This is a genomic window from Mycobacterium sp. 5-140-3-2, from assembly GCF_035666375.1.
GTDB lineage: Bacteria > Actinomycetota > Actinomycetes > Mycobacteriales > Mycobacteriaceae > Mycobacterium > Mycobacterium intracellulare.
The window spans coordinates 1,031,472-1,057,662 of record NZ_CP142025.1; the positions used below are offsets into that span (position 1 = coordinate 1,031,472).

Sequence of the window (26,191 nt, forward strand, 5' to 3'; positions counted from 1 at the left end):
ACGCCGTCAAGCGTGTCACCTCATCTGCGGTGAAGGCAAAAAATCGAGCCGCGGGAGACCCGCGCTCGATTCGGAGGAAGCTCCGTCGCCAGGACTCGAACCTGAACTATCTGAACCAAAATCAGAGGTGCTGCCGATTACACCACGACGGATCGCCAAGAAGACTTTAGTCGGCTTAGTCGGATGACGATGCGGGGCGCTTGCGGCCCGAGGAGGAATCCGACAATCCGGGCCTAGTCGGATGACGATGCGGGGCGCTGGTCGCCCACCGAACCGCCCACCGCCCGATACGCTGATTGACGTGGCCGTGCTGGACCCCCAAACGCAAAAGGAACCGGACAAGGAGGTTCGGGCGCCGCGCGCGCGGATGACCGGCACCGAACGTCGCCAACAACTCATCGGCATCGCGCGTTCGCTGTTCGCCGAGCGCGGGTATGAAGGCACCTCGATCGAGGAGATCGCGCTGCGGGCCAACGTGTCCAAGCCGGTCGTCTACGAGCATTTCGGGGGCAAAGAGGGCCTCTATGCCGTCGTCGTCGACCGGGAGATGTCGGCGCTGCTGGACGGCATCACCTCGTCGCTGACCAACAACCGCTCCCGGGTGCGGGTCGAGCGGGTCGCCCTTGCCCTGCTCACCTACGTCGAAGAGCGCACCGACGGCTTCCGGATCATGATCCGCGACTCACCGGCCGCGATCAGCTCGGGCACCTACTCGAGCCTGCTCAACGACGCCGTCAACCAGGTCAGCTCCATCCTGGCCGGTGATTTCTCCCGTCGCGGCCTGGATCCGGGGCTGGCTCCTCTCTACGCCCAGGCGCTGGTGGGCTCGGTGTCGATGACCGCGCAGTGGTGGCTCGACACCCGCGAGCCCAAGAAGGAAGTGGTGGCCGCGCACCTGGTCAACCTCATGTGGAACGGGCTGATCGGGCTGGAGGCCGACCCCCGCCTGCAGGACGAGTAGACCGCGACGGGCTACCCGCAGTCGCGCGCCATCAGGTCGGCGACGGTCTCGCGGCGAACCAGTTCGCGGGCCCGGCCATCCTTGACGGCCACCAGCGACGGCCTGCCGACCATGTTGTAGTTGGACGCCATGCTGTGGTGGTAGGCGCCGGTGCACGCCACGGCCAGCAGGTCGCCGGGGCGCAGATCCGCCGGCAACTCGATGTCGCGGGCGATCTCGTCGCCCGATTCACAGTGCCGGCCGGCCACGGTGACGGTCTGCTTGAGCCCCAGCGGATGCCGGTTGGCCAGCGCGACGGCGTACTGCGCGCCGTACAGCGCCACCCGCGGGTTATCGCTCATGCCGCCGTCGACGGCGACGAAGGTGCGACCGCCGAATTGCGTCTTCACCGAGCGCACCCGATACAGGGTCACGCCGGCGCGGCCGCTGATGGCCCGGCCCGGTTCCACCACGATCTGCGGGCGGGGGAACTGCTCGGCGGCGCAGGCCTCGTCGAGGGCGTCCTCGATCGCCGCGGCCAGCTCGTCGAGATCCAGCTCGCGGTCGCCGGGAACGTACGGGATCGCATGTCCGCCACCGATGTTCAGCTCGGTGAGGATGACGCCGTGCCGGGCCCGGATGTCGGCCATCGCGGCGATCATCCGCCGAATGGCCTCGCCGTACAGGGCGGCGTCGCTGACCTGCGAGCCGATGTGGCAGTGCAGGCCGACCAGGTCGAGGATGGGGTGCGCCAGCACGCGGGCCACCGCGTCGGCGGCGTGGTCGCCGGCGAGCGTGAAGCCGAACTTCTGGTCGCTGACGCCGGTGGTGACGGCGCGGTGCCCGTGGATGTCGATGTCGGGCGTCACCCGGATGAGCACCCGCTGGCGCCGCCGCGCCAGGCCGGCGAGGTAGGCGATCTCCATGCAGGAGTCCAGCACGATGCGCCCCACCCCGGCGCGCACGGCGTCGCGCAGCTCGTCGGGCGATTTCGCGTTGCCGTGCATGACGAGGCGGGCCGGGTCCACGCCGCCGGCCAGGGCCGTGGCCAGTTCACCGGCCGAGCAGACGTCGACGCCGAGGCCCTCGTCGCGGGCCCAGCCTGCCACCGCGGTGCTCAGCAGCGACTTGCCGGCGTAGACGACCTCGACCCCGCGCAGGGTCCGGCGATAGCGGCGGGCGCGATGCCGGAAGTCGGCTTCGTCGATCACGTAGGCCGGGGTGTTGAACTCGTCGGCGATATCGGCCAACGCCACACCGCCGACGCACAGCCTGCCCTCCTCGTCGGGATGGGCGGTGAGGGGCCAGATCGCCGGGTCGAAGCGCGGCGGAGCCGCGTGGCCGAGCGACGGCAGAATGTCCAGCAATGTCATGAATCCAACGTGCGCCCGCGGGCGCACGCGTAGAGCTTTCTTGACGATCCCTTGACGACGCCGAGCCCGATATTGACGCGGATCGGCTTGTCCGGCGGTCCCCCGCCCGGCGACGGCGAGCGCCGCGTCGGCGGGAGGAAGGAGCCGGGCAAGCCGCCCTAGAATGGAATTCATCATGACCGCACCGGGGGCTGCTCGCCCAGAAACCCCGATCGCGGGGCTCGTTGAATTGGCGCTCACCGCGCCGACCTTCCAGCAGCTGATCGACAGCGCGGCCGCGTCGCCGGCCGAACTGCACCTGGTGGGTCCAGCCAGCGCACGGTTGTTCGTGGCCAGCGCGCTGGCGCGGTTGGGTCCTTTGCTGGTAGTCACCGCGACCGGGCGCGAAGCCGACGACCTGACCGCTGAACTGCGCGGCGTCTTCGGCGATGCCGTCGCGGTCTTCCCGTCCTGGGAGACGCTGCCGCACGAGCGGCTCTCGCCCGGCGTCGACACCGTCGGCGCCCGCCTGACCGTGCTGCGGCGCCTGGCCCACCCCGACGACGCGCGTCTGGGCCCTCCCCTTCAGGTCGTGGTCACCGCGGCCCGCTCGCTGCTGCAGCCGATGACACCGCAGCTCGGCCTAATCGAGCCGGTCACATTGAGCGTCGGTGCGGAAGTCGAATTCGAGGGCGTGATCGCCCGGCTGGTCGAACTGGCCTACACCCGGGTCGACATGGTGGGCCGGCGCGGCGAGTTCGCCGTGCGCGGCGGGATTCTCGACGTCTTCCCGCCGACGGCCGAGCACCCGGTGCGCATCGAGTTCTGGGGTGACGAGGTCAGCGAGATGCGCATGTTCTCCGTCGCCGATCAGCGGTCGATCCCGGAGATCGAGGTCGACACCCTGATCGCGGTGCCCTGCCGCGAGCTGCTGCTCACGGAGGAGGTGCGGCAACGGGCCGCCGAGCTGTCCGCGCGGCACCCGGCGACCGAGCCCGCGATCACGGGCAGCGTCACCGACATGCTGGCCAAGCTCGCCGAGGGCATCTCGGTCGACGGCATGGAGGCCCTGCTGCCCGTGCTGCGGCCCGGCGAGCACGTGCTGCTGACCGACCAACTGGCGCAGGGCACCCCGATCCTGTTGTGCGACCCCGAGAAGATCCGCACCCGCGCCGCCGACCTGATCAAGACCGGCAGCGAATTCCTCGAAGCCTCGTGGTCGGCGGCCGCCATGGGCACGGACGCCCCCGTCGATGTCGCGCAATTCGGCGGATCGGGATTCGCCGAGCTGGATGACGTGCGGGCCGCGGCCGCCAAAGGCGGGCATCCGTGGTGGACGTTGAGCCAGTTGTCCGACGAGTCGGCCGTCGAGCTGGACATCCGGGCGGCGCCCTCGGCGCGCGGCCATCAGCACGACATCGACGGCATCTTCGCGATGCTGCGCGCGCACGTCACCACCGGCGGCTACGCCGTCGTCGTCGCCCCCGGCGCCGGCACCGCGCACCGCGTGGTGGAACGGCTCGCCGAATGCGACACCCCGGCCGCCATGCTGGAATCCGGGGCCGCAGGCCAAGTTCGACCTAAAAAGGGGATAGTCGGCGTGCTCAAGGGCCCGCTGCACGACGGCGTCATCATCCCCGGCGCCACGCTGGTGGTGATCACCGAGACCGACCTCACGGGCAGCCGGGTCGCCGCCGTCGAGGGCAAGCGCCTGGCGGCCAAGCGGCGCAACACCGTTGACCCGTTGGCGCTGACCGCCGGTGATCTCGTCGTGCACGATCAGCACGGCATCGGCCGGTTCGTGGAGATGGTCGAGCGCACCGTCGGCGGCGCCCGGCGCGAGTATTTGGTGCTGGAGTACGCGTCCAGCAAGAACCGTGGTGGCGCGGCCAAAAATACAGACAAGCTTTATGTCCCAATGGATTCGCTGGATCAGCTGTCGCGGTACGTCGGTGGGCAGGCGCCGGCGCTGAGCAAGCTCGGCGGCAGCGACTGGGCCAACACCAAGACCAAGGCGCGCCGCGCGGTGCGCGAGATCGCCGGCGAGCTGGTGTCCCTGTACGCCAAGCGACAGGCCAGCCCCGGGCACGCGTTCGGCCCGGACACCCCGTGGCAGGCCGAGATGGAAGACGCGTTCGGGTACACCGAGACCGTCGACCAGCTGACCGCGATCACCGAGGTCAAGGGGGACATGGAAAAGCCGATCCCGATGGACCGGGTGATCTGCGGCGATGTGGGCTACGGCAAGACCGAGATCGCGGTGCGGGCGGCGTTCAAGGCGGTCCAGGACGGCAAGCAGGTGGCCGTGCTGGTGCCCACCACGCTGCTGGCAGACCAGCACCTGCAGACTTTCACCGACCGGATGACCGGGTTCCCGGTGACCGTCAAGGGCCTGTCCCGGTTCACCGACCCCGCGGAGTCCAAGGCCGTGATCGAGGGCCTGGCCGACGGGTCGGTGGACGTGGTGATCGGCACGCACCGGCTGTTGCAGACGGGGGTGCGCTGGAAGGACCTCGGCCTCGTCGTCGTCGACGAGGAGCAGCGGTTCGGCGTCGAGCACAAGGAGCACATCAAGTCGCTGCGCACCCACGTCGACGTGCTGACCATGAGCGCCACCCCGATCCCGCGCACGCTGGAGATGAGCCTGGCCGGGATCCGCGAGATGTCGACGATCCTGACCCCGCCCGAGGAGCGCTACCCGGTGCTGACCTACGTCGGCCCGCACGACGACAAGCAGGTCGCGGCCGCCTTGCGCCGCGAGCTGCTGCGCGACGGGCAGGTCTTCTACGTGCACAACCGGGTCAGCTCGATCGACCGGACAGCGGCGAAGATCCGGGAGCTGGTGCCCGAGGCGCGGGTGGTCGTCGCGCACGGTCAGATGCCCGAAGAACGGCTGGAACGCACGGTGCAGGGGTTCTGGAACCGCGAATACGACATCCTGGTGTGCACCACGATCGTGGAGACCGGGCTGGACATCTCCAACGCCAACACGCTGATCGTCGAGCGCGCCGACACCTTCGGCCTCTCGCAGCTGCACCAGCTGCGCGGCCGGGTCGGCCGCAGCCGGGAGCGCGGCTACGCCTACTTCCTGTATCCGCCGCATGCGCCGCTGACCGAGACCGCCTACGACCGGCTGGCCACCATCGCGCAGAACAACGAGCTCGGCGCGGGCATGGCGGTCGCGATGAAGGACCTCGAGATCCGCGGCGCCGGAAACGTGTTGGGCGTCGAGCAGTCCGGGCACGTCGCCGGCGTCGGCTTCGACCTGTACGTCCGCCTGGTGGGCGAGGCCGTGGAGGCCTACCGCGCGGCCGCCGACGGCCACACCGTCACGACGGCCGAGGAGCCGAAGGACGTGCGCATCGACCTGCCGGTCGATGCGCACCTGCCGCCGGACTACATCGCCAGCGACCGGCTGCGGCTCGAGGCGTACCGCCGGCTGGCCGCGGCGGCCTCCGACGGCGAGATCGACGCGGTCGTGGAGGAACTCGTCGACCGCTACGGCGCGCTGCCCGAGCCGGCCCTGCGGCTGGTGGCGGTGGCCCGGCTGCGGCTGCTGTGCCGCGCCGCGGGCATCACCGAGGTGTCGGCGCCCTCGGCGGCCACCGTGCGGCTCTCGCCGATGACGCTGCCGGATTCGGCGCAGGTGCGGCTCAAGCGGATGTATCCGGCGGCGGGCTACCGCGCCACGACCTCCACCGTGCAGGTTCCCATCCCGCGCGCCGGCGGCGTCGGCGCGCCGCGGCTGCGCGATGTCGAGCTGGTGCAGATGGTGGCCAACCTGGTGACGGCATTGCAGGGCAAGGCGCAGACGGATATTGGTATAACGAGTTCACCTGCGGCGATGACGAGTGAGGGGCGCTAAATGATCCGCGCCGGCGACGATGCAGAGCGCAGCGATGAGGAGGAGCGGCGCCAATGATCGTCGTGTTGTTCGACCCCCGCCGCCCTTCGCTGGTCCCCATCGAAGCCATCGAGCATCTCGCCGGTGAGGTGCAGTACACCGAGGAGATGCCCGTCGCGGTGCCCTGGTCGTTGTCGGCGGCGCGTCCGGTGCACTCCGGTGCGGACGCGCCGGTGCTGCTGTCGTCCGACCCCGACCACCCGGCCGTGACCGCCCGCCTGGCGGCCGGGGCCCGGCTGATCTCGGCGCCCGAGACGCCGCGCGGCGAACGGCTGGTCGACGCCGTGGCCATGATGGACAAACTGCGCACTGCCGGGCCGTGGGAGAGTGAGCAAACCCACGATTCGCTGCGCAGGTTTTTGTTGGAGGAAACCTACGAGCTGCTGGACGCGGTGGGCAGCGGCAACGCCGACCAGCTGCGCGACGAACTCGGCGACGTGCTGCTGCAAGTCCTCTTCCACGCCCGCATCGCCGAGGAGGCGCCGCAGTCCGCCTTCACCATCGATGACGTCGCCGCAGCCCTGATGCGCAAGCTGGGCAATCGGGTCCCGGGAGTGCTTGCTGGGCAATCGATTTCGCTCGAAGAGCAGTTGGCCCAGTGGGAAGAGCGCAAGGCGTCCGAAAAGCCGCGCAAGTCGGTGATGGACGACGTGCACACGGGGCAGCCCGCGCTGGCGCTTGCCCAGAAGGTGATTCAGCGCGCCGGCAAAGCCGGTGTGCCCGCCGACCTGATCCCCGACGAAATCACCTCGATCCGTGTGTCGGCCGATGTCGATGCCGAAAGCGCTCTGCGCACAGCGGTTCTGGACTTCGTCGACACGGTTCGCGGTGCGGAACGGGCGATCGCCACGGCGCGCCGCGGGGGAGACGTCCCCGACGAGTTCGACGTGGCCCCGCTCGGTGAAGTCTCCGAACAGGAGTGGCGCGAGCACTGGCCGACGGGTGACTCGGCCCCCAAGGGGGCCGCCACCGACGCCGTTGCCGACGAGGCCTGAGCGCGCGACGACGCCTCGCAGGCGGGCGCGCCACGGATATTTCCCGCCCGCCGTCATCGGCGAGAGCGATCGCCGCGGTGTTTGCCGGATTTGTCCTCGGCGCGTCGGTAATATCGCGGATGAGGTTGCGAATCCCCGTGGTCGGCGTTGGTCTGACCGCGCTAGCCAAGGCGGCCAGCAGCTAATCGGTAATTAGCTGAACCCGGCACGACGCCGGTGCGCCGAGGCCCGACGCGACCGAGCGGTCCCCGAACGCATGGGACGATGGTGTGGCGGAAGTTGGTGCAGGCGAGTTTAGGGGAGCTCAGGAAAGCATGGTGTCGCCGAGGCGTTGGATGCGCGCGGCCGCCGTGATCGGCGCGACCGCGATCGTTCTGGCCTCCAGTTGCACGTGGCAACTCAGCCTGTTCATCCCCGACGGCGTGCCGCCCCCCGCGGGTGACCCGGTGCCGCCGGTGGACACGCACGCCAGCGGTCGGCCCGCGGAACAGTTGCGCGACTGGGCCCAACCACGGTCGGCGGCCTTGGAGATCCCGCTGATCGCGCTCGAGGCCTACGCGTACGCGGCCCGGGTCGCCGAAGTCGAGAACCCGAAGTGCCACATCGCCTGGACCACGCTGGCGGGCATCGGACAGGTCGAGAGCCACCACGGCACCTACCGCGGCGCCACGCTGGCCCCCAACGGGGATGTCAGCCCGCCGATCCGCGGCGTCCGACTCGACGGCAGCGGCGGGACGCTGCGCATCGTCGACACCGACGAGGACCTCACCGACGGCGACGGCGTGACGCGTGCCATGGGGCCGATGCAGTTCATCCCCGAGACGTGGCGGCTCTATGGTGTCGACGCTCACAACGACGGCCGCGTCAGCCCCGACAACATCGACGACGCCGCGCTCGCCGCGGCGGGCTACCTGTGTTGGCGCGGAAAGGATCTCGCGACGCCGCGGGGCTGGATCACCGCGCTGCGGGCCTACAACAATTCCGGGGTCTACGCGCGGGCGGTCCGGGATTGGGCGACCGCTTACGCGAAAGGTCACCCGCTATAGCAGGATGTATCGCTGACCCAGGCCTTACGCGAACAAGGAGAACCCCAGTGCCGATTATCGAGCAGGTCGGGGCCCGCGAGATCCTCGATTCCCGCGGCAACCCGACAGTCGAGGTCGAGATAGCCCTGATCGACGGGACCTTTGCCCGCGCGGCGGTGCCGTCGGGCGCGTCGACGGGCGAGCACGAGGCCGTCGAGTTGCGCGACGGTGGCGAGCGCTACGCCGGCAAGGGTGTGCAGAAGGCCGTGCAGGCCGTGCTGGACGAGATCGGCCCGGCGGTGATCGGCCTCAACGCCGACGATCAGCGGCTGGTCGACCAGGCGCTGCTGGACCTGGACGGCACGCCCGACAAGTCGAGGCTGGGCGGCAACGCGATCCTGGGTGTGTCGCTGGCCGTGGCCAAGGCGGCCGCCGATTCCGCCGAGTTGCCGCTTTTCCGCTACCTCGGCGGCCCGAACGCGCACATCCTGCCGGTGCCGATGATGAACATTCTCAACGGCGGCGCGCACGCCGACACCGCCGTCGACATCCAGGAGTTCATGGTGGCGCCGATCGGTGCGCCCAGCTTCGCCGAGGCGCTGCGCTGGGGCGCCGAGGTGTATCACTCGCTGAAATCGGTGCTCAAGAAGCAGGGCTTGAGCACGGGCCTGGGCGACGAGGGCGGCTTCGCCCCCGACGTGGCGGGCACCACGGCCGCCCTGGACCTGATCAGCCGGGCCATCGACTCGGCCGGCTTCAAACTCGGCGCCGACGTGGCGCTGGCCCTCGACGCGGCGGCCACCGAGTTCTTCACCGACGGGACGGGTTACAAATTCGAGGGCAGCACCCGCACCGCGGAGCAGATGACCGAGTTCTACGCCGGGCTGCTCGGGTCTTATCCGCTGGTGTCCATCGAAGACCCACTGTCGGAAGACGATTGGGATGGCTGGGTAGCCCTGACCGCGGCCATCGGCGACCGGCTGCAGATCGTCGGCGACGACATCTTCGTCACCAATCCCGAACGCCTGGAAGAGGGTATCGACAAGGGTGTGGCAAACGCGTTGCTGGTCAAGGTGAATCAGATCGGCACGCTGACCGAGACGCTCGACGCCGTCGCGCTGGCCCATCACAGCGGCTACCGCACGATGATGAGCCATCGCAGCGGCGAGACCGAGGACACCACGATCGCCGACCTGGCGGTGGCGGTCGGCAGCGGGCAGATCAAGACCGGTGCGCCCGCCCGCAGCGAGCGCGTCGCCAAATACAACCAGCTGCTGCGGATCGAGGAGGCGCTCGGCGATGCCGCCCGCTACGCCGGCGATCTCGCCTTCCCGCGGTATACGCCGCCGGAGGCCAAATAGCTTGCCCGGCAAGCCGGATCCGAAGCGGCGTTCCCCGGCATCGCGCCCGGGGAAGGCCGGCGCTTCGGTTCGGCGCCCTCGGTCGGCCAAGCCGTCGTCGAAGCCGTCCGCGCGGACATCGCCCACGGCGAACCACGGCGGCCGCAACGCCACGCAGCAAGAGCATGTCGTCGAACCCATCGCCCGGCAGGCCGCCGAATCGGTTGAGCAGCGCTCCGAGCAACGGCTCGGGTTCACCGCGCGGCGCGCGGCGGTGCTGGCCGCGGTGATCTGCGTGCTGACGCTGACGATCGCCGGACCGGTGCGCACCTATTTCGCGCAGCGCACCGAGATGAATCAGCTGGCCGCCAGCGAGGCGGCGCTGCGCCGTCAGATCGCGGATTTGGAGCAGCGAAAGACCAAACTCGGTGACCCGGCCTACATTGCGGCGCAGGCCCGCGAGCGGCTCGGCTTCGTGAAGCCCGGCGACATCCCGTTCCAGGTTCAGCTTCCCCCGTCGGCGGCCGAGCCGACCCAGCCGGGGGCCCCGTCGGCGAAACCGGTCAACAACGACCCGTGGTACACGTCGCTGTGGCACACCATCGCCGACGCCCCGCACCTGCCGCCGGCCGCGCCGCCTCCCGCGCCGCCGCCCGCCGAAGCCCCGGCCCCGCCGGCCGAACCGGGTCCGTCCGCGCCGAACCCCCCCGGTCCCGGTGGTTGATCGTGCCGACCTGGACGCGGTGGCCCGCCAGCTCGGGCGGGAACCGCGCGGGGTGCTCGAAATCGCCTACCGGTGTCCCAACGGCGAACCCGGCGTGGTGAAGACCGCGCCGAAATTGCCTGACGGAACGCCGTTTCCGACGCTGTACTACCTGACACATCCGGCGCTGACGGCGGCGGCGAGCAGGCTCGAGACGACGGGATTGATGCGCGAGATGACCGAGCGACTGGGCCGCGACGCCGACCTGGCGGCAGCGTACCGGCGCGCGCACGAGTCCTATCTGGCCGAGCGTGACGCGATCGAATCGTTGGGGACGACCTTCACCGGCGGCGGGATGCCCGACCGGGTCAAGTGCTTGCACGTGCTGATCGCGCATTCGCTGGCCAAGGGGCCGGGCGTTAACCCGTTCGGCGACGAGGCGCTGGCGATCCTGGCCGGCGAGCCCGCGATGGCGGGCATTTTGGTGGAGGGCCAATGGTGAACGGCAGGCTCGCGGGAATCGACTGCGGTACCAACTCGATTCGCTTGTTGATCGCCGATGTTGAAGGGTCGGGGCGGCTGCGTGACGTGCATCGGGAGACGCGGATCGTGCGGCTCGGCCAGGGTGTCGACGCGACCGGCGAGTTCGCGGCCGAGGCCATAGCCCGCACCCGGGCGGCGTTAGCGGACTACGCCGCGCTGCTGAAAACGCATGGGGTGGAGCGGGTGCGGATGGTGGCGACCTCGGCGGCCCGCGATGTCGCCAACCGCGACGACTTCTTCGCGATGACGGCCGACGTGTTGGGCGCGGTGCTGCCCGGTGCGGTGGCCGAGGTCATCAGCGGCGCCGAGGAGGCCGAGCTGTCGTTCCGCGGCGCGGTCGGCGAATTGGACGGTGGGGCCGGACCTTTCGTCGTCGTCGACCTCGGTGGGGGCTCCACCGAAATCGTCGTGGGGGGCGAGGCGGTGGTGGCCAGCTACTCGGCCGACATCGGCTGCGTCCGGCTGACCGAGCGTTGCCTGCATTCGGACCCGCCGACGCCCGCGGAAGTGGCGGCGGCCCGGCAGGTGGTGCGCGAGCGGCTCGAGGTCGCGCTGGGCGTGGTGCCCGTCGAGGGCGCGCGGACGTGGGTCGGATTGGCCGGGACGATGACCACGCTGTCCGCGCTGGCGCACGACTTGCCGGCGTATGACTCTGCGGCCATTCATCTTTCACGCGTCGCCGGTGCGGATCTGTTGGCGGTGTGTGAACGGCTGATCGGGATGACGCGCGCCGAGCGCGCGGCGCTGCCGCCGATGCACGCGGGGCGGGCCGACGTGATCGGCGGTGGTGCGATCGTGGTGGAGGAGCTGGCCCGCGAGTTGCGCGCCCGTGCGGGCATCGAGGAGTTGACGGTGAGCGAGCACGACATTTTGGACGGCATCGTGCTGTCGATCGCCGAATAGGCCGGGTTTAGTCACACCCGCCACATGCGCCCCTCCGGAGGAGGACATGTCAATTGCCCACCTCCGAGCGACAACTTCGGCGGTGTCGTACCCCTGTGCGACCGTCCGGGAATGAACCATGCACTCAAAGGCATCGAGCTGCGTTACGTGCTCACGATGCAGCTGGCCGTTCACGGGCCGGCAACCATCGCCGAACTGATCGAAGCCTTGAACTGGCACCGCTTCTCGGTGCGCGGCAGGCCGTCGAAGGCGATTTCGGACGCGCTGCGATGGGAGATCGGTCGTGGGCGGGTACGGCGACTAGGGCGAGGAAGGTACGGCCCCGGCTACCTGCCGCGCAGCACCGAGCATCGAATCCATCAGCGCGTGCTGGCGTTGCGCGAGGCCGCGGGTTGTCGCTCGGAGGTGGGCAATTGACATGTCCTCCTCCGGAGGGACGCGTGTGGCGGATGGGACTATGTCGGTGGGCGCGGGCGTCATACCTCGAAGCGATAGCCCATGCCCGACTCGGTCAGCAGGTGTTTGGGGTTCGACGGGTCGTCTTCGAGCTTGCGGCGCAGCTGCGCGAGATACACACGCAGGTAATGGGTTTCGGTGGCATAGGCCGGGCCCCACACCTCCTTGAGTAGCTCCTCGCGGCCGACCAACTTGCCGCGATTGCGGACGAGGACCTCGAGCATTCCCCACTCGGTGGGGGTGAGATGGACCTCGCCGCCGTTCTTGCTGACCTTCTTGGCGGCCAAATCGACGGTGAACGATTCTGTTTCGATCACCGGCTGCTCGACTTCGGATGCTGCGGTGTTGCGGCGGACCGCCGCGCGCAGCCGGGCCAGGAACTCGTCCATCCCAAAGGGTTTGGTGACGTAATCGTCGGCGCCGGCGTCCAGCGCCTCCACTTTGTCCGACGAGTCGGTGCGCGCGGACAACACGATCACCGGTGCGGTGAGCCATCCGCGCAGACCCGCCAGGACGTCGATCCCGGAGATGTCGGGCAGGCCGAGGTCGAGGATCACCACGTCGGGCTTGTGCTCGGCGGCGGCGCGCAGCGCGCCCGCGCCGCTCGACGCGGTGACCACCTCATAGCCCCGCACGGACAGGTTGATGCGCAGCGCGCGCAGTATCTGCGGCTCGTCGTCGATCACCAATACGCGCGTCATGTGCGCCGCTCCTCCTCATCGCTGCGCTCTGCATCGTCGCCGGCGCGGGTCATGTGCGCCGCTCCTCCTCATCGCTGCGCTCTGCATCGTCGCCGGCGCGCGTCATGTGCGCCGGTCCTCTATCGATTGCGGCGCAGCCATTTCCACGATCACGGTCAGCCCGCCTCCCGGAGTGTCGGTGGCCGTTATGGTCCCGCCCATCGCCTCGACGAAGCCCCGCGCCACCGACATCCCCAGACCGACGCCGGTGGTGTTGTCGTGATCGCCCAGCCGCTGAAACGCTTCGAAGATCTGCTCCTCGGCCCCGTGGGGTATTCCGGGCCCCTCGTCGATGACGTTGATCAGCACCCGATCGCCCACTCGCCCGGCGTTGACCCGGACCAGGCAGTGGGGCGCGTAGCGCAGCGCGTTGTCGATCAGGTTGGCCAGCACGCGCTCCAGCAGCCCGGCGTCGGCCATCACCATGGCGTCGCCCACGTCCACCTTGACGCGGTCGATGGCGGACCGGAAATAGCCGGTGGCGCCCTTGCCGATGCTGACCAGCGCGCGTTGCACGGTTTCCTCGAGGTACACCCGGCTCAGGTCGGGGTGGATCACCCCGGCGGCCAGCCGCGAGGAATCGAGCAGGTTGCCGACCAGCGCGGTGAGTTGGTCGATGGACTCCTCGATCGTCGCCAGCAACTCCGCGGTGTCGGTGGCGGAGAAGGCGACGTCCTCGGCGCGCAGGCTGGATACCGCGACCTTGGCCGCCGCCAGCGGCGTGCGCAGGTCATGGCTGACCGCGGACAGCAGCGAGCGCCGCAGTTCGTCGGCCCGCACGACCGCCTCGGTTCGGCTGGCCTCCTCGGCGAGTTCCCGCTGCCTGATCAAACCGGCCGCCTGCCTGGCCACCGCGCTGAGCACCCGCCGGTCCCGCGCCGAGAGCTTTCGGCCCGCCAGCAGCATCCAGAATTCGTCGTCACCGACCTCGATCGCGGTGTCCGCGGAATCGACGGTGACGCAGGGATCCCTGCCCACGCAGGCGACGACGTCGCTCGTGGTGCCGCCGCCGCGCGCTTCCTCGCCGGCCCCGCGCAACATCGCGACCGCGCGCTGGGCGTACGTCTCACGCACCCGTTCGAGCAGCGTTTCGAGGTCGGCGCCGCGCAGCACCGAACCCGCGAACAGGGTCAGCAGCTCGGCCTCCTGCGACGCGCGGCGGGCTTCCCGGGTGCGTTTGGCCGCGAAATCGACCAGCACCGCCACCGCGACCGCGATCAGCAGCAGCACCAATTCGGTGATGGCGCTGTTGGGTTCGGCGATGGTGAAGCTGTGCCGCGGGGCAATCAAAAAGTAGTTCAGCAGCAGCCCGGACAGCATCGCCGAAAGCGCCGCGGGCGCAACGCCTCCGAACAACCCGACCAGCAGCACCCCCACAAAGAACAAGGCGCTCTCGCCGCCGGTGTCCAGGTAGGGATCCAGCGCCGTGACGGTGATCGCGCAGATGATCGACGGCACGATGAGCGCCGCCAGCCACGACGTCACCCGCCGTTCGCGCGGCGCGAGCGAGGCCGTGCGAAATCCGCGCTTGGCCTCCTCGTGGGTGACCAGATGCACGTCGATCTTGCCGGACAGCTCGACGATCCTCGGGCCGATACCCTCCTCGAACAGGCGCGCCCAGCGCGACCGCCGCGAGGTGCCGATCACCAGCTGCGTGGCGTTCATCTCGCGCGCGAACTCGAGTAGGGCCGTGGGCACGTCGTCGCCGACGACGGTGTGCAGCGAAGCGTCCAGGCTGGTCGCCAGCTCGCGGATCTTGGCCATCCGGGATTCCGACAGGCCGGCCAGGCCGTCGCCGCGGACGACGTGGACCACCATGAGCTCGGCGGTCGACTTCGACGCGATGCGGGACGCCCGTCGCACCAACGTCTCGGATTCGGGTCCACCGGTGACCGCGACGACAACCCGCTCGCGCGCCTCCCACATGTCGGTGATCTTGTTCTCGGCCCGGTATTTTGCCAGGGCCGTATCGACCTGGTCGGCGAGCCACAGCAGCGCCAGTTCCCTTAGCGCGGTGAGGTTTCCGCGACGGAAGTAGTTCGACAGCGCCGCATCGATGCGATCGGGAGCGTAGACATTGCCATGGGACAACCTGCGCCGCAACGCCTCTGGCGTGATATCGATGAGTTCGACCTGCGCGGCCTGCCGCACGATCAGGTCCGGGACGGTCTCCTTCTGCTCGATCCCGGTGATCTGGGCGACGACGTCGTTGAGGCTTTCCAGGTGCTGCACGTTGACCGTGGAGATCACCGTGATCCCGGCGTCGAGCAACTCCTCGACGTCCTGCCATCGCTTGGGGTTCTTGCTGCCCGGCGCGTTGGTGTGCGCGAGTTCGTCGACGAGGACGACCTGCGGGCGGCGCGCCAGCACGGCCGGCACGTCGAGCTCGGGGAAGCGGCCGCCGCGATACTCGATATAGCGCGGCGGAATGATCTCGATGCCCTCAAGCAGCTCAGCGGTTTTCGCACGCCCATGGGTTTCCACCACGCCCGCCACCAGATCGGTGCCACGCTCCAGCCGCCGATGCGCCTCACCCAGCATCGAATACGTCTTACCCACGCCCGGAGCGGCACCGAGGTAGATGCGTAGCTCCCCCCGCCTGGGTTGGCGGCCGTGGAGGTTGACGTCACTCACGCCAACCATCATCCCCCTTGGCGCTAACTCGTGACGGGATACCGGTGGTCGAGTTGCAGGTTGAGTTGCAGCACATCGACGCACGGCTCACCGAAAAACCCCAGCGCGCGGCCGCTCCGGTACTGCGCCACCACCGCACGGATCTGATCCGGGCTGACACTGCGGGCGTGGGCGACCCGTGCCACTTGGATGTCGGCGTAGGCCGTCGAGATGTTCGGATCGAGGCCGCTGCCGCTGGCGGTGACCGCGTCGGCCGGCACGGCCGGGCTGGCGGGCGCGGCGCCGCGGACGGGCACGGTCTGTCCGATCGAGTAGTCCTCTGCGGTTTGGGCGCATTCGACACGCACCCCCTGGTAGAGGGTGAGGAACGGCGCCGGCGTCGAGCCGCACGGCTCGTTGACGCTGATAACCCGGGTCGGGTGGACGACGTTTCCACGCGCGTCGCGCGGGCCTATCACCGACAGCACCGCGCCCACACCCCCGCCGGTGCAGAACGGCCGCGACCCGTCGACACCTTCCAGCCTGCCCACCGCGGCACTGCGCGCACACACCTGCGTCAGCAGGCTCGGCTTGCCGGGCGCGTCGACGATGCTTTCCGGCCCCAGGTTGCTGCCGCCCGACGAGGTCGGGTCGTAGCCGGCGCCGGCCGCCGAGGGTCGGCTCTGGAAGTATTGCGGCAACGGGTTGCCGCCGGAGTCGGTGAAGGACTGGCCGATCAACCTGCTGCCCACCGGCTTGCCGTCCGCGGTGAGGATCGACCCCTCGGCATGCTCCCGCAATCCCGGAAGCTGCGCGACGGCCCAGACGAATAGGGGATAGGCCAGACCGGTGATCGCGGTCAGCACCAGCAGCGCACGCAGTGCCGCCCAGTGCAGGCGGACGAAATTCGTCATATCAGGACATCCCCGGGATGAATTGGACGATCAGGTCGATGGCCTTGATTCCGGCGAACGGGGCGACGATGCCGCCCAGACCGTAGACATACAGGTTGCGGCTCAACAGTTTTGACGCGCTGCTCGGCGTGTACCGCACACCGCGCAGCGAGAGCGGGATCAGCAACACGATGACGATCGCGTTGAAGACCACCGCGGACAGGATCGCCGATTGCGGGCTGTGCAGCCGCATCACGTTGATCAGGTCCAGGCCGGGGAACAGCGCGACGAACATCGCCGGGATGATCGCGAAGTACTTCGCGATGTCGTTGGCGATCGAAAAGGTCGTCAGCGCCCCGCGGGTGATCAGCAGCTGCTTGCCGATCTCCACGATCTCGATGAGCTTGGTGGGATCGGAGTCGAGGTCGACCATGTTGCCGGCCTCTTTGGCGGCCGACGTGCCGGTGTTCATCGCCACACCCACGTCGGCCTGCGCCAAGGCGGGCGCGTCGTTGGTGCCGTCGCCGGTCATCGCCACCAGTTTGCCGCCGGCCTGCTCGCGCTTGATCAACGCGAGCTTGTCCTCCGGGGTGGCCTCGGCCAGGAAGTCGTCGACCCCGGCCTCGTCGGCAATCGCCTTGGCGGTCAACGGGTTATCGCCGGTGATCATCACCGTCCGGATGCCCATCCGGCGCATCTCGTCGAACCGATCCCGCATGCCCTGCTTGACGACGTCTTTGAGGTGGATGACACCGAGCACCCTCGCGTGCCCATCGACGCTTTCTCCGACGACCAGCGGCGTGCCGCCACCGGCGGAGACGCCGTCGACGATCTCGCCGAGCTGCGCGGGGACGTTGCCCCCTTGGCCGCGCACCCATTCCGCGACCGAGCTGGCCGCGCCCTTGCGCAGCAGGTGCGCGTCGAGGTCGACGCCCGACATCCGCGTGGTGGCCGAGAAGGCTACCCAGTGGGCCTGTGACAGCTCGCCCGGTGTGCGGGCACGCAATCCGAAGTGCTCCTTGGCGAACACGACAACCGAACGGCCCTCGGGTGTTTCGTCGGCGAGGCTGGACAATTGCGCGGCGTCGGCCAATTGTTCGGGCGACACCCCGTCGAGAGGGATGAAGGCGGCGGCCTGCCGGTTGCCCAGCGTGATGGTGCCCGTCTTGTCCAGCAGCAGGGTGTTGACGTCGCCGGCGGCCTCCACCGCCCGCCCGGACATGGCGAGCACGTTGCGCTGCACCAGCCGGTCCATGCCGGCGATGCCGATGGCCGACAGCAGCGCGCCGATGGTGGTCGGGATCAGGCACACCAGCAGCGACACCATCACGATGCCGGTCACGCCGCCGGCGTCCAGCGCCTGGCTATCCGGGACGCCGGGGTTGTTCGCCTTGGAGTAGATGGCCAGCGGCTGCAAGGTCACGACGGCGAAGACGAAGATGATCGTCAACGCGGCCAGCAGGATGTTCAGCGCGATCTCGTTCGGAGTCTTCTGCCGGTTGGCGCCCTCGACGAGCGCGATCATCCGGTCGATGAAGCTCTCGCCGGGCTTCTGGGTGATCTTGACGACGATCCGGTCGCTCAGCACGGTGGTGCCGCCGGTGACCGCCGATCGGTCGCCGCCGGACTCCCGGATCACCGGCGCCGACTCGCCCGTGATGGCCGATTCGTCCACGGAGGCAATGCCTTCCACCACGTCACCGTCGCCGGGGATCGCCTGGCCGGCCTCGACCACGACGATGTCGCCCTGTCGCAGTTGCGCCGCGGCGACCGCTTCCTCAACCGCAGCGGCCCCCGGTACCCAGTCCTTGAGCCGCCGGGCGACGGTTTGCGTTTTGGCTCGGCGCAGCGTTTCGGCCTGGGCCTTGCCCCGGCCCTCGGCAACCGCTTCGGCGAGATTGGCGAACAGCACGGTCAGCCACAACCAGATCACGGCCAGCCAGGCGAACCAGCTCGGCGCGGCGACCGCTAGGACGGTGCTCCAGGCGGCGCCGATTTCGACGATGAACATCACCGGGTTGCGCCACAGGGTGCGGGGATTGAGTTTGCGCAGCGCGTCCGGGGTCGAGCGCCACAGCGTCCTCGGGTCGAGCAGGCCACCCTGCACCCGTTTTCTGCCGGTGGACGCCGCCGGTCGCGTCTGCTCGGCCGGCTGGATCGCGGTGGCGGTCATCAGTGAATCCCTTCGGCGAGCGGCCCGAGCGCGAGCATGGGCAAGAACGTGAGGGCAACGACGATCAACGTGACGCCCGCGACCATGCCCACGAATTGCGGCCGGTGCGTGGGCAAGGTGCCCGCCGAGGCCGGTGTGCTGCCTTGGCGGGCCAACGATCCGGCCAGCGCCAGCACGAGCACGATGGGCAGGAACCGGCCGATGGCCATGGCCAGGCCGAGAGCGGTGTTGTACCAGTCGGTGTTGGCGCCCAGCCCGGCGAAGGCCGACCCGTTGTTGTTGGCCGCCGAGGTGAACGCGTAGAGGATCTCGGAGAGTCCGTGCGGTCCGCTGTTGAGCATGCCGGCGCGTTGGCCGGGCAATGCCATCGCGATCGCGGTGCCGGCCAGCACGATCAGCGGAGTGACCAGGAAATAGCTTGCGGCGAGCTTGATCTCGCGCGGGGTGATCTTCTTGCCGAGGTATTCCGGGGTGCGTCCGACCATCAGCCCGGCGACGAACACGGTGATCACCGCCAGCACCAGCATGCCGTACAGGCCGGAGCCGGTGCCGCCGGGCGCGACCTCACCCAGCTGCATGTTGAACATCGTGATCATGCCGCCCAGGCTGGTCAGCGAGTCGTGCGCGGAATCGACCGCGCCGGTGGACGTGAGCGTCGTCGCGGCGGCGAACACCCCCGAGTCGGCGACGCCGAAGCGCTGCTCGACCCCCTCCGTGGCCGCGCCGACGGCCGTCGGCACCGTGCCGTGGTGCTGCGTCTGGAACCACAGCATGAAGGTGGTGCTGATCATGTACAGCGTCGCCATCACGGCCGCAATCGCGAAGCCCTGCTTGGTGTTACCCACCATGCGCCCGAACGTGCGGGGCAGTGAGAACCCGATCACCAGGATGAGGAAGATCTCCAGCCAGTTGGTCCAGCCGGTCGGATTCTCAAACGGGTGCGCGGAATTCGCGTTGTAGAAGCCGCCGCCGTTGGTGCCGAGTTCCTTGATGACCTCCTGGCTGGCCACCGGCCCGCCGGTGATCGTCTGCTGGGCGCCGCCGACGGTGGTGACCACCTGGTCGTGCAGGTGGAAGTTCTGGATCGCCCCACCGGCGATCAGCAGGATCGCGCTGACGATGGCGACGGGCAACAGGATCCGCAGCGTCCCGCGCACCAGGTCGACCCAGAAGTTGCCGAGCTCGCCGGTGCGGGTGCGGGCGAACCCGCGCACCAGCGCCACGGCCACCGCCATCCCGACGGCGGCGGACACGAAGTTCTGCACCGCCAGGCCGGCCATCTGCACGAGATGTCCCTGTGTCGTCTCGCCGGAGTAGGCCTGCCAGTTGGTGTTGGTGACAAAGCTGACCGCGGTGTTCCACGCCAGCGAGGGCGTCAGCCTGGTGGCCGGATCATGCAGGTGCAGCGGCAACTTGCCCTGGACGAGTTGGAAGACGAACAAGAACAGAATGCTGATCGACGAGAACGCCAGCACGCTTCGGGCATAGGCCCCCCAGGTCTGTTCCGAGCGCGCGTCGACGCCGATCAGCCGATAGATCATCCGCTCGACAGAAGAATCCTTCTCCGAGGCGTATAGGCGAAACATGTAGTCCCCGAAGGGCACGTGGACAACCGCCACCGCCGCGACGAGGACAACGAGGAAAACGATCCCGGCCGTTGTCGTGCTCACTCAGAACCTCTCGGGGAACAGCAGGGCGCTACCCACGTAGAGCGCAACGAGGACGGAAAGCACCAAACCGACCGTGTTTTGGTAGTTCATAGCCGCTCGACCAGCTTCTGAGCCACGCCGAGTGCGGCGAACACCGCCACGGTCAGCACGACGTACACCGCCACGCCCATCTCGTCTCCGTTCCGCGCCAATCACGCGCATACGCAAGGGACTCCGAGTAGCCCCACCGTCGCGCGACAGCCGCGGGCCAACGTCCGATCGAAACTAACCGGGTGGCGTGCGGTCAGGGTGTGTGGTTGACGGTTTCCTAACGGGGCTACCGTGCACCTTTACGGTTTGTTAACGCCCCGTGGCGGCCCGTCGATCAGGGGGAGCCGTACCCGGAAAACCGTCTCGTCCTCCGTGGATTCGACGGTGACCGAACCATGATGGGCCTTGACGATCGAACTGACGATCGGCAGGCCCAGTCCGTGGCCCGAGCCGTCGGATCTCGATTTGTCTGCGCGGACGAACCGTTCGAACAGCCTGGGCAGCAGCTCTTCGTCGATTCCGGGCCCGTCGTCGGTGACGGTCAATTCCACGAACGGCGGTTCGGGACCGTCACGGTGGCAGGTGATTCCGGTCGTCACCGTCACCCCGGGCGGTGTGTGCACCCGGGCGTTGCCCAGCAGGTTGCTGACCAACTGGTGCAGCCGGGCGTGGTCGCCCCGCACCCAGACCGGATGGTCGGGCAGGTCTTTGACCCAGTGGTGGGTCAGCGCAGCCACCGTCGCGTCATTGACCGCGTTGTTGGCCACCGCGGCCAGGTCGACGTCCTCGGACTGCAGATCTTGCCCTTCGCCCAGCCGGGAAAGCAGCAGCAACTCGTCGACGAGCAACGCCATCCGCCGGGCCTCGGATTCGATGCGGGCCAGCGCGTATTCGGTGGTGGGCGGCAGCTCCGAACTGTCCTGGCGGGTGAGTTCGGCGTAGCCCTGAATCGCCGCCAAAGGTGTGCGCAGTTCGTGGCTGGCGTCGCTGATGAATTGCCGCATCCGCAAATCGGATTCGACCCGATGCGCCAGCGCGCCATCGACGTTGTCCAGCAAGCGGTTCAGCGTGTGGCCGACGATCCCGACCTCGTTTTGCGGGTCGGTGTCCTGCGGTTGTACCCGGATGCTGATGCGGTGGTCGTCGTCGGCGAGCGGCATGGCGGCGACGTTGGCCGCGATCGCGCCGAGCCGGCGCAGCGGACGAAGCGTGTATCCGACGACCCACCCGGTCAGAGCCGCGGTAAGGGCCAGCGCCCCGGCGGTCAGCGCGATCGTGGTGATCTGCTTGCGCGCGATGATCCGGTCGGCGAGGTTCTGCGACATCCCGACCACGAGCACGTCGGAGCCGTCCACGGTGCTGTCCAGGCGATAAGACCCGAGCCTGCCCAGTATTTCGGTCCGGGGTGGGCCGCCGGACCACGTCTGCCCTTCCAGCGCGCTGATGACGTCGGCAGGCGCGGGTTTCGGTTCGCCTTCGGAGAAGACAGCCGACCCGATCACCACGCCGTTGCGCAGCACGGCGATCAGGTTGCCCGGCGTCTGTCCGGTGAATTCGAGCATCGCCTGTCCGATCGGCGGTGTGCCCGGATGCGTCGAAGTGTGTTCGCCGTTGCGGTATTTCGTGTACTGGTGGCTGAACGCGTCGAGGGACTCGGCGATGTCGGCGTCGCTCATGGCGTTGACATAGCCGCGCAGGCTCAGCACGGAAACGATGCCGACGGTCACCAGCACCACGCTGACCACGGCCAGCACGCCCAACAGGAGCTGGCGGCGCAGCGACGAGGGAAACCACCGGGGAAAGATCCCGGATGTCGCGGCCTTGTCTTCGGTCATTCCGCCGGCCGCAGCATGTACCCCACGCCGCGGACCGTGTGAATCATCGGCTCCCGGCCGGAGTCGATCTTTTTCCTCAAGTACGAGATGTAGAGATCCACGATGCTGGTGCGCCCCGCGAAGTCGTAGTTCCACACCCGGTCCAGAATCTCGGTGCGGCTCAGCGCGCGCCGCGGGTTGCGCATGAGGAAGCGCAGCAGCTCGAACTCGGTGGAGGAAAGCGACACCGCGGTGTCACCGCGGGTGACTTCCCGGCTGGCGGTGTCGACCCGCAGGTCGCCGACGATGAGGGTTTCGGCCGTCGGCGTGGGCGGCTGGCCGGAGCGGCGGAGCAACCCGCGCAGCCGGGCGACCAATTCCTCCAGGCTGAACGGTTTGGTCATGTAGTCGTCGGCGCCCGCGGTCAGGCCGGTCACCCGGTCCATGACCGAGTCGCGCGCGGTCAGGAAAAGCGTCGGGGTGTAGACGTCGGATTGGCGCACCCGCTCGAGGATCCGCAACCCGTCGACGTCGGGAAGCATGATGTCGAGGACGAGCACGTCGGGGTTGACCCTCTCGAACTTGGCCATGGCCTCACGCCCGTTGTGGGCGATGTCGACCACCCAGCCCTCGTAGTGCAGGGCCATCTTCACCAGATTGGTCAGCGCCGGCTCGTCGTCGACCAGCAAAACCCTGATCGGTGAGCCATCGGCACGGTTGATCCGCGGCAGCTGCCCCAGGATGGCTTGGCGGGGCCGCTGCGAGCCTGAGTATCCGGCCGTTGCGGTCATATTCCTTCAATTCTGGCCGGTCACACACCGGATTGTCACGGAGTTCATAGAATTCTCAAATGTATGCGCGTCTCCCGACGCTTTCGAAAGGCGCTGTGCCTTGAGGCGTTACGGGCATTCGTCTTCCAAAACGACAGCGCCCGAGAGGGTTTCGTCGAGTGCACGGAAGATGCAAAACGGGGCCGCACACCGGTCGGTGCGCGGCCCCGTTTTCAAGAGACGAGGCGTCAGGCCCAGCTGGACCCGACGGCGCTGTCGGTGCTGGCCATGTTGTTGCCCGCGGACTGAACCTTCTGTCCGTGGGAGTTGGCCTGCTCGTAGATCACCTGGAAGTTGCGACCCAACTGGGTGATGAACTCCTGGCACGCGACCGAACCGGCACCGCCCCAAAAGTCGCCGGCAGCAAGCACATCGCGAATGATGGCCTGGTGCTCGGCCTCCAAGGACGCGGCCTGGGCGCGGATCAGGGCGCCGTGGGCGTCTACGTCGCCGAACTGGTAGTTAATGCTCATTACATGACTCCTTAAAAGTGTTGGGCAGCAGCAGTTCTGGGCTAGCTGCTGAGGATCTGCTGCGAGGCCTGCTCTTGCTGCTCGTAGTTGTTCGCGTCGCGGATCAGCCCGTCGCGCACCCCGTGGAGCATGTTGACGATGTTGCGGAAGGCCTGGTTGACCTGGCCCATGGTGTCATACGACGTCGCCTGCGCCTGGCCGCTCCAGCCCGCACCCGCGATGTTCATCGACGACGCCCACATCTTGCGAGCCTCGTCCTCGACGGTCTGGGCGTGGACCTCGAAACGGCCCGCCATCGCCCGCATCTCGTGCGGGTCGGTCATAAAACGTGTTGCCATCTCGGCTGTCTCCTATCTTGATAGCTTCAGTCGGCCGAAGTCTTAACAATGGAAATTGATGCGGCGGTGGCCGCGGTTCAACTAGATTACGGCCTGCCGGTTAATTGTTCGCCTTAAACGGGCGACATGTACCCCCTTGATTCCCGTATCAGCGTCCCTCCTCAGACGACAACCTGCTTGGGCATGACGATCGGCTTGAAGCCGTACCGGGGTCCGGCGCCGTAGGCGCCGGCGCCCTTGGCCGCCGCCGCCATGCCCGGCATGCCGGGCATCGCGGTGACGCCCTCCGCTTCGGCCGCGGCCGTCCAGCCCGAACCCTCGAGCGGAGCGGTGGCCGACGCCAACGACGACGCCGGGGCGGCCGCGTTCCAGCCGGCCGGCACCGAGAGGCGGCCCACGGTGGAGGCCTCGCCCAGCGCCGCCGATGCGCCCGCGCCCGACACCGAGCCCACCGTGGTGCCGGGCGTGATCGCGGCCGCGCCCGCCGCCGGCGCGACGGAGTCGGCCAGCGAGAACGGAATCGACGGCACCGATCCCAGCGTGTGCCCCAGCGACACCGCGTTCGGGATCGTGGCACACACCCACCACGCCGCGGTGTTGACGGCGCCGTTGGTGGCGTTCAGGAACGACGGGGTGCCCATCAAGTTGTCGATGGACTGCAGCAGGCCGCCACTGCTCGTTGGCGACGTGATGAGCGACGACAGGTCCAGGCCGGCCGCCTGCGACGTACTGTTCGCCGCGTCGAAGGCGACCGCGCCGTTGTCCACGGCCGCGGCTCGCGCCGGGTCGGTGGTCGACGTCAGCGGCGTCACCGGGGTGAGGACCCCGGCCGCCGCCGAGGAGGCCTGATAGGCGGCCATCATGGTGGCGTCTTGCACCCACATCTCGGCGTATTGCGCTTCGGTCGCGGCGATCGCGGCCGAATTGACGCCGAGGAAGTTGGTCGCGACGAGTGTGGCCAGCAACGTGCGATTGGCCGCGATCACCGGCGGGGGCACCGTCGCGGCGAACGCCGCCTCGTAGGCAGCCGCCGACGCGGTGGCCTGCGCGCTCGCCTGCTCGAGGGTGGTCGCCGTCTCCGTCAGGTAGGACACGATGGGCTGGGCGGCGGCCGCCGCCGCGGCCGACCCACCGCCGGTCCACTGTTCGGTGGTCAAAAGCGAGATGATCGACTCCCACTGCGTGGCGGTGGCGCTCACCTCGGCGGCCAGGTTGGCGTACGCCGTCGCGGCGGCCATGAGCGGAGCCGAGCCCGCACCCGCGTACATGAGCGAGGAGGTGATCTCCGGGGGCATCGCTGAAAAGTCAAGAACCATCTGGGTTTCCCGCTCCTTGTCTGTTCGGATTCGATGTCTGACGAGTGGCCGTGATCGCCTAGACGGCCGCCGGTTTCGGCATGACGATCGGCTTGACGCCGTAGCGCGGCGCGCCGAAGCCGGCGCTGTTGCGCCCCATCGCACCCACCCCGGGCATGCCGGGCACCACCGTGCCGGCACCGGTCTGCGGCGCGGCGGCGGTCCAGCCGACGGTCTGCAGCGGCGCGGCGCTCGAGGCGGCCACCGGGGTGGAGCCGGCCCAGCTCGGCGGCACCGAGAGCTTGTTGACCATGGTCGCCTGGCCCATCGCGGCGGCGGGCATCGCGCCCACGCCCGCCACGCCGCTCACCCCGGCGCCGGCCGGCGTGGTCGAGGTGGCCAGGTCCGCCGCGGCGGCCGCACCGGCGGCGTCACCGGATGTGTCCAGCAGGCCGCCACCGGCGAGGCCGAGGAGGTTCGACGTGGCCGACGCCCAGTTTCCGAAGCCGATGTTTCCGATGTTGGCGCCGTTGCTCGACAGGCCGAACATGCCACCGAGGCCGCCGCTGGACTGGCCGTTGAAGCCCAGGAGCCAGGCGAGGATGTCGATCGGGTTGGAACCCGTGGCAGCGCCGGTGCCGGAATCCGCGGCGTCCAAAGCCTGAACGGCGGCCTGGCTGGCGTTGACGGCCTCGGTGTCGCCGTAGCTGTTGGAGCTGATGCCCAGGGTCTGCGAGTACTTCTCCAGCTGCGCCTGCGCCTCGGCGGCGATCGCCTGGTACTGGGCGCCGTACGCCGAGAAGATCGCCGCCTGCTGGGCCGACACCGGGTCGGCGGCGGCGGGCGCGATGACGGTCGTCGCCGACGCGGCGCCCGTGTTTTGCGCCGCCAGGTTGCTGTTGATTCCGGACAGCAACGTCTCCGCGGCTAGCATTTCCTCGGTCTGTGTTGTCAGAAACGACATCTGTTGCTCCTATGCTGAACGAGCCGACCCCCGGTGTGGGTCGCTGTGTGTTCACGTAACGGCCGCTGTGCGTTGGCGTAACGCTAGCGAGCCACAACTCCACATTCCCCACCCAATGAGCTGGGGTTACAGTCGTTTACGGCTTCTTAACGACAAGGGCGGCAGTTTTAACAAGACCCTGTCGGACGACATCGGGA

The 26,191-nt window shown here is 68.7% G+C and carries 23 protein-coding genes, 1 tRNA gene and 1 pseudogene; 9 read left to right on the forward strand and 16 right to left on the reverse strand.

What is annotated here, in order from left to right; genetic code table 11:
* Window positions 1–80 precede the first annotated feature (80 nt).
* Window positions 81–152: transfer RNA gene (locus P6281_RS05175), tRNA-Gln, on the reverse strand.
* Between the two features lie 215 nt (window positions 153–367).
* On the opposite strand from P6281_RS05175, the gene P6281_RS05180 reads away from it, so the two are divergent.
* Window positions 368–961 (forward strand): TetR/AcrR family transcriptional regulator, encoded by a 594-nt coding sequence (locus P6281_RS05180; RefSeq protein ID WP_008254212.1) that lies wholly within the window; start codon window positions 368–370, stop codon window positions 959–961.
* A gap of 11 nt (window positions 962–972) precedes the next feature.
* On the opposite strand, the gene lysA is transcribed toward P6281_RS05180, so the two are convergent.
* Window positions 973–2,313, reverse strand: coding sequence for a diaminopimelate decarboxylase (lysA, locus tag P6281_RS05185; RefSeq protein WP_014941376.1), 1,341 nt, complete (start codon window positions 2,311–2,313; stop codon window positions 973–975).
* 175 nt (window positions 2,314–2,488) lie between these two features.
* Here lysA and mfd point away from each other — a divergent pair, with 175 nt between their 5' ends.
* From mfd to P6281_RS05225, 8 genes are all read left to right on the forward strand, one after another.
* Window positions 2,489–6,157 (forward strand): transcription-repair coupling factor, encoded by a 3,669-nt coding sequence (gene mfd / locus P6281_RS05190; RefSeq protein ID WP_324738636.1) that lies wholly within the window; start codon window positions 2,489–2,491, stop codon window positions 6,155–6,157.
* Between the two features lie 53 nt (window positions 6,158–6,210).
* The gene (locus tag P6281_RS05195; protein ID WP_014379338.1) at window positions 6,211–7,191 is read left to right on the forward strand and encodes a nucleoside triphosphate pyrophosphohydrolase; all 981 of its coding nucleotides are present in this window, start codon (window positions 6,211–6,213) and stop codon (window positions 7,189–7,191) included.
* A gap of 317 nt (window positions 7,192–7,508) precedes the next feature.
* Entirely contained in the window at window positions 7,509–8,237 is a 729-nt protein-coding gene (locus P6281_RS05200; protein ID WP_008254220.1) for a lytic transglycosylase domain-containing protein, read from the forward strand.
* A gap of 47 nt (window positions 8,238–8,284) precedes the next feature.
* Window positions 8,285–9,577 carry a phosphopyruvate hydratase gene (gene eno, locus P6281_RS05205; RefSeq protein WP_014379340.1) on the forward strand — a complete coding sequence of 431 codons (1,293 nt, stop codon included), beginning with the start codon at window positions 8,285–8,287 and terminating at the stop codon, window positions 9,575–9,577.
* A 1-nt stretch (window position 9,578) separates the two neighbouring features.
* On the forward strand, window positions 9,579–10,280 hold the full coding sequence (locus P6281_RS05210) for an FtsB family cell division protein (protein WP_014379341.1): 702 nt from the start codon (window positions 9,579–9,581) through the stop codon (window positions 10,278–10,280).
* Entirely contained in the window at window positions 10,273–10,761 is a 489-nt protein-coding gene (locus P6281_RS05215; RefSeq protein ID WP_009954138.1) for a DUF501 domain-containing protein, read from the forward strand. The genes P6281_RS05210 and P6281_RS05215 overlap by 8 nt, the downstream gene beginning before the upstream one ends.
* Window positions 10,755–11,705, forward strand: a complete 951-nt coding sequence (locus tag P6281_RS05220) for a Ppx/GppA phosphatase family protein (protein WP_202378569.1) — start codon at window positions 10,755–10,757, stop codon at window positions 11,703–11,705. Before P6281_RS05215 ends, P6281_RS05220 begins: the two co-directional genes overlap by 7 nt.
* A gap of 111 nt (window positions 11,706–11,816) precedes the next feature.
* Window positions 11,817–12,122, forward strand: a complete 306-nt coding sequence (locus P6281_RS05225) for a hypothetical protein (protein ID WP_009954136.1) — start codon at window positions 11,817–11,819, stop codon at window positions 12,120–12,122.
* A 59-nt stretch (window positions 12,123–12,181) separates the two neighbouring features.
* Here the strand turns inward: P6281_RS05225 and P6281_RS05230 are convergent, their stop codons facing one another.
* From P6281_RS05230 to P6281_RS05285, 14 genes and pseudogenes are all read right to left on the reverse strand, one after another.
* A complete protein-coding gene (locus P6281_RS05230; RefSeq protein WP_009954135.1) occupies window positions 12,182–12,862 on the reverse strand; it encodes a response regulator in 681 nt (226 codons plus the stop codon).
* Window positions 12,863–12,875: 13 nt separating this feature from the next.
* Window positions 12,876–12,949 (reverse strand): annotated as a pseudogene (locus P6281_RS26120) (hypothetical protein); the annotation flags it as partial.
* A 15-nt stretch (window positions 12,950–12,964) separates the two neighbouring features.
* The gene (locus P6281_RS05235; protein WP_041784818.1) at window positions 12,965–15,547 is read right to left on the reverse strand and encodes a sensor histidine kinase; all 2,583 of its coding nucleotides are present in this window, start codon (window positions 15,545–15,547) and stop codon (window positions 12,965–12,967) included.
* Window positions 15,548–15,558: 11 nt separating this feature from the next.
* Window positions 15,559–16,428: a potassium-transporting ATPase subunit C gene (locus P6281_RS05240; RefSeq protein WP_014383964.1), complete on the reverse strand. Its 870-nt coding sequence runs from the start codon at window positions 16,426–16,428 to the stop codon at window positions 15,559–15,561.
* A 1-nt stretch (window position 16,429) separates the two neighbouring features.
* Entirely contained in the window at window positions 16,430–18,580 is a 2,151-nt protein-coding gene (kdpB, locus tag P6281_RS05245; protein ID WP_038535228.1) for a potassium-transporting ATPase subunit KdpB, read from the reverse strand.
* A complete protein-coding gene (gene kdpA / locus P6281_RS05250) occupies window positions 18,580–20,250 on the reverse strand; it encodes a potassium-transporting ATPase subunit KdpA (protein WP_014941385.1) in 1,671 nt (556 codons plus the stop codon). Before kdpA ends, kdpB begins: the two co-directional genes overlap by 1 nt.
* On the reverse strand, window positions 20,251–20,340 hold the full coding sequence (locus P6281_RS26125) for a potassium-transporting ATPase subunit F (RefSeq protein WP_051019700.1): 90 nt from the start codon (window positions 20,338–20,340) through the stop codon (window positions 20,251–20,253).
* The gene (locus P6281_RS05255; protein WP_008254247.1) at window positions 20,337–20,420 is read right to left on the reverse strand and encodes a hypothetical protein; all 84 of its coding nucleotides are present in this window, start codon (window positions 20,418–20,420) and stop codon (window positions 20,337–20,339) included. Before P6281_RS05255 ends, P6281_RS26125 begins: the two co-directional genes overlap by 4 nt.
* A 159-nt stretch (window positions 20,421–20,579) precedes the next feature.
* On the reverse strand, window positions 20,580–22,115 hold the full coding sequence (locus P6281_RS05260; RefSeq protein ID WP_014379347.1) for a sensor histidine kinase: 1,536 nt from the start codon (window positions 22,113–22,115) through the stop codon (window positions 20,580–20,582).
* Window positions 22,112–22,885: a response regulator transcription factor gene (locus tag P6281_RS05265; RefSeq protein ID WP_009954125.1), complete on the reverse strand. Its 774-nt coding sequence runs from the start codon at window positions 22,883–22,885 to the stop codon at window positions 22,112–22,114. Before P6281_RS05265 ends, P6281_RS05260 begins: the two co-directional genes overlap by 4 nt.
* 227 nt (window positions 22,886–23,112) lie before the next feature.
* On the reverse strand, window positions 23,113–23,397 hold the full coding sequence (locus tag P6281_RS05270) for a WXG100 family type VII secretion target (RefSeq protein ID WP_008254256.1): 285 nt from the start codon (window positions 23,395–23,397) through the stop codon (window positions 23,113–23,115).
* A gap of 41 nt (window positions 23,398–23,438) precedes the next feature.
* Complete coding sequence (locus tag P6281_RS05275; protein WP_003874404.1) at window positions 23,439–23,735, reverse strand: WXG100 family type VII secretion target; 297 nt, start codon at window positions 23,733–23,735, stop codon at window positions 23,439–23,441.
* Between the two features lie 161 nt (window positions 23,736–23,896).
* Window positions 23,897–25,051 carry a PPE family protein gene (locus P6281_RS05280; protein WP_014383967.1) on the reverse strand — a complete coding sequence of 385 codons (1,155 nt, stop codon included), beginning with the start codon at window positions 25,049–25,051 and terminating at the stop codon, window positions 23,897–23,899.
* A 58-nt stretch (window positions 25,052–25,109) separates the two neighbouring features.
* Window positions 25,110–25,994 (reverse strand): PPE family protein, SVP subgroup, encoded by an 885-nt coding sequence (locus P6281_RS05285; protein ID WP_014383968.1) that lies wholly within the window; start codon window positions 25,992–25,994, stop codon window positions 25,110–25,112.
* Between the last annotated feature and the right edge of the window lie 197 nt (window positions 25,995–26,191).

What these genes read in the sequence shown, in the direction of transcription:
- P6281_RS05180 (WP_008254212.1), top strand. Translation starts at nt 368, where the DNA reads ATGACCGGCACCGAACGTCGCCAACAACTCATCGGCATCGCGCGTTCG.
- lysA (WP_014941376.1), bottom strand. Translation starts at nt 2,313, where the DNA reads ATGACATTGCTGGACATTCTGCCGTCGCTCGGCCACGCGGCTCCGCCG.
- mfd (WP_324738636.1), top strand. Translation starts at nt 2,489, where the DNA reads ATGACCGCACCGGGGGCTGCTCGCCCAGAAACCCCGATCGCGGGGCTC.
- P6281_RS05195 (WP_014379338.1), top strand. Translation starts at nt 6,211, where the DNA reads ATGATCGTCGTGTTGTTCGACCCCCGCCGCCCTTCGCTGGTCCCCATC.
- P6281_RS05220 (WP_202378569.1), top strand. Translation starts at nt 10,755, where the DNA reads ATGGTGAACGGCAGGCTCGCGGGAATCGACTGCGGTACCAACTCGATT.
- P6281_RS05225 (WP_009954136.1), top strand. Translation starts at nt 11,817, where the DNA reads ATGAACCATGCACTCAAAGGCATCGAGCTGCGTTACGTGCTCACGATG.
- P6281_RS05230 (WP_009954135.1), bottom strand. Translation starts at nt 12,862, where the DNA reads ATGACGCGCGTATTGGTGATCGACGACGAGCCGCAGATACTGCGCGCG.
- P6281_RS05235 (WP_041784818.1), bottom strand. Translation starts at nt 15,547, where the DNA reads ATGATGGTTGGCGTGAGTGACGTCAACCTCCACGGCCGCCAACCCAGG.
- P6281_RS05240 (WP_014383964.1), bottom strand. Translation starts at nt 16,428, where the DNA reads ATGACGAATTTCGTCCGCCTGCACTGGGCGGCACTGCGTGCGCTGCTG.
- kdpB (WP_038535228.1), bottom strand. Translation starts at nt 18,580, where the DNA reads ATGACCGCCACCGCGATCCAGCCGGCCGAGCAGACGCGACCGGCGGCG.
- P6281_RS26125 (WP_051019700.1), bottom strand. Translation starts at nt 20,340, where the DNA reads ATGAACTACCAAAACACGGTCGGTTTGGTGCTTTCCGTCCTCGTTGCG.
- P6281_RS05255 (WP_008254247.1), bottom strand. Translation starts at nt 20,420, where the DNA reads ATGGGCGTGGCGGTGTACGTCGTGCTGACCGTGGCGGTGTTCGCCGCA.
- P6281_RS05260 (WP_014379347.1), bottom strand. Translation starts at nt 22,115, where the DNA reads ATGACCGAAGACAAGGCCGCGACATCCGGGATCTTTCCCCGGTGGTTT.
- P6281_RS05265 (WP_009954125.1), bottom strand. Translation starts at nt 22,885, where the DNA reads ATGACCGCAACGGCCGGATACTCAGGCTCGCAGCGGCCCCGCCAAGCC.
- P6281_RS05270 (WP_008254256.1), bottom strand. Translation starts at nt 23,397, where the DNA reads ATGAGCATTAACTACCAGTTCGGCGACGTAGACGCCCACGGCGCCCTG.
- P6281_RS05275 (WP_003874404.1), bottom strand. Translation starts at nt 23,735, where the DNA reads ATGGCAACACGTTTTATGACCGACCCGCACGAGATGCGGGCGATGGCG.
- P6281_RS05280 (WP_014383967.1), bottom strand. Translation starts at nt 25,051, where the DNA reads ATGGTTCTTGACTTTTCAGCGATGCCCCCGGAGATCACCTCCTCGCTC.
- P6281_RS05285 (WP_014383968.1), bottom strand. Translation starts at nt 25,994, where the DNA reads ATGTCGTTTCTGACAACACAGACCGAGGAAATGCTAGCCGCGGAGACG.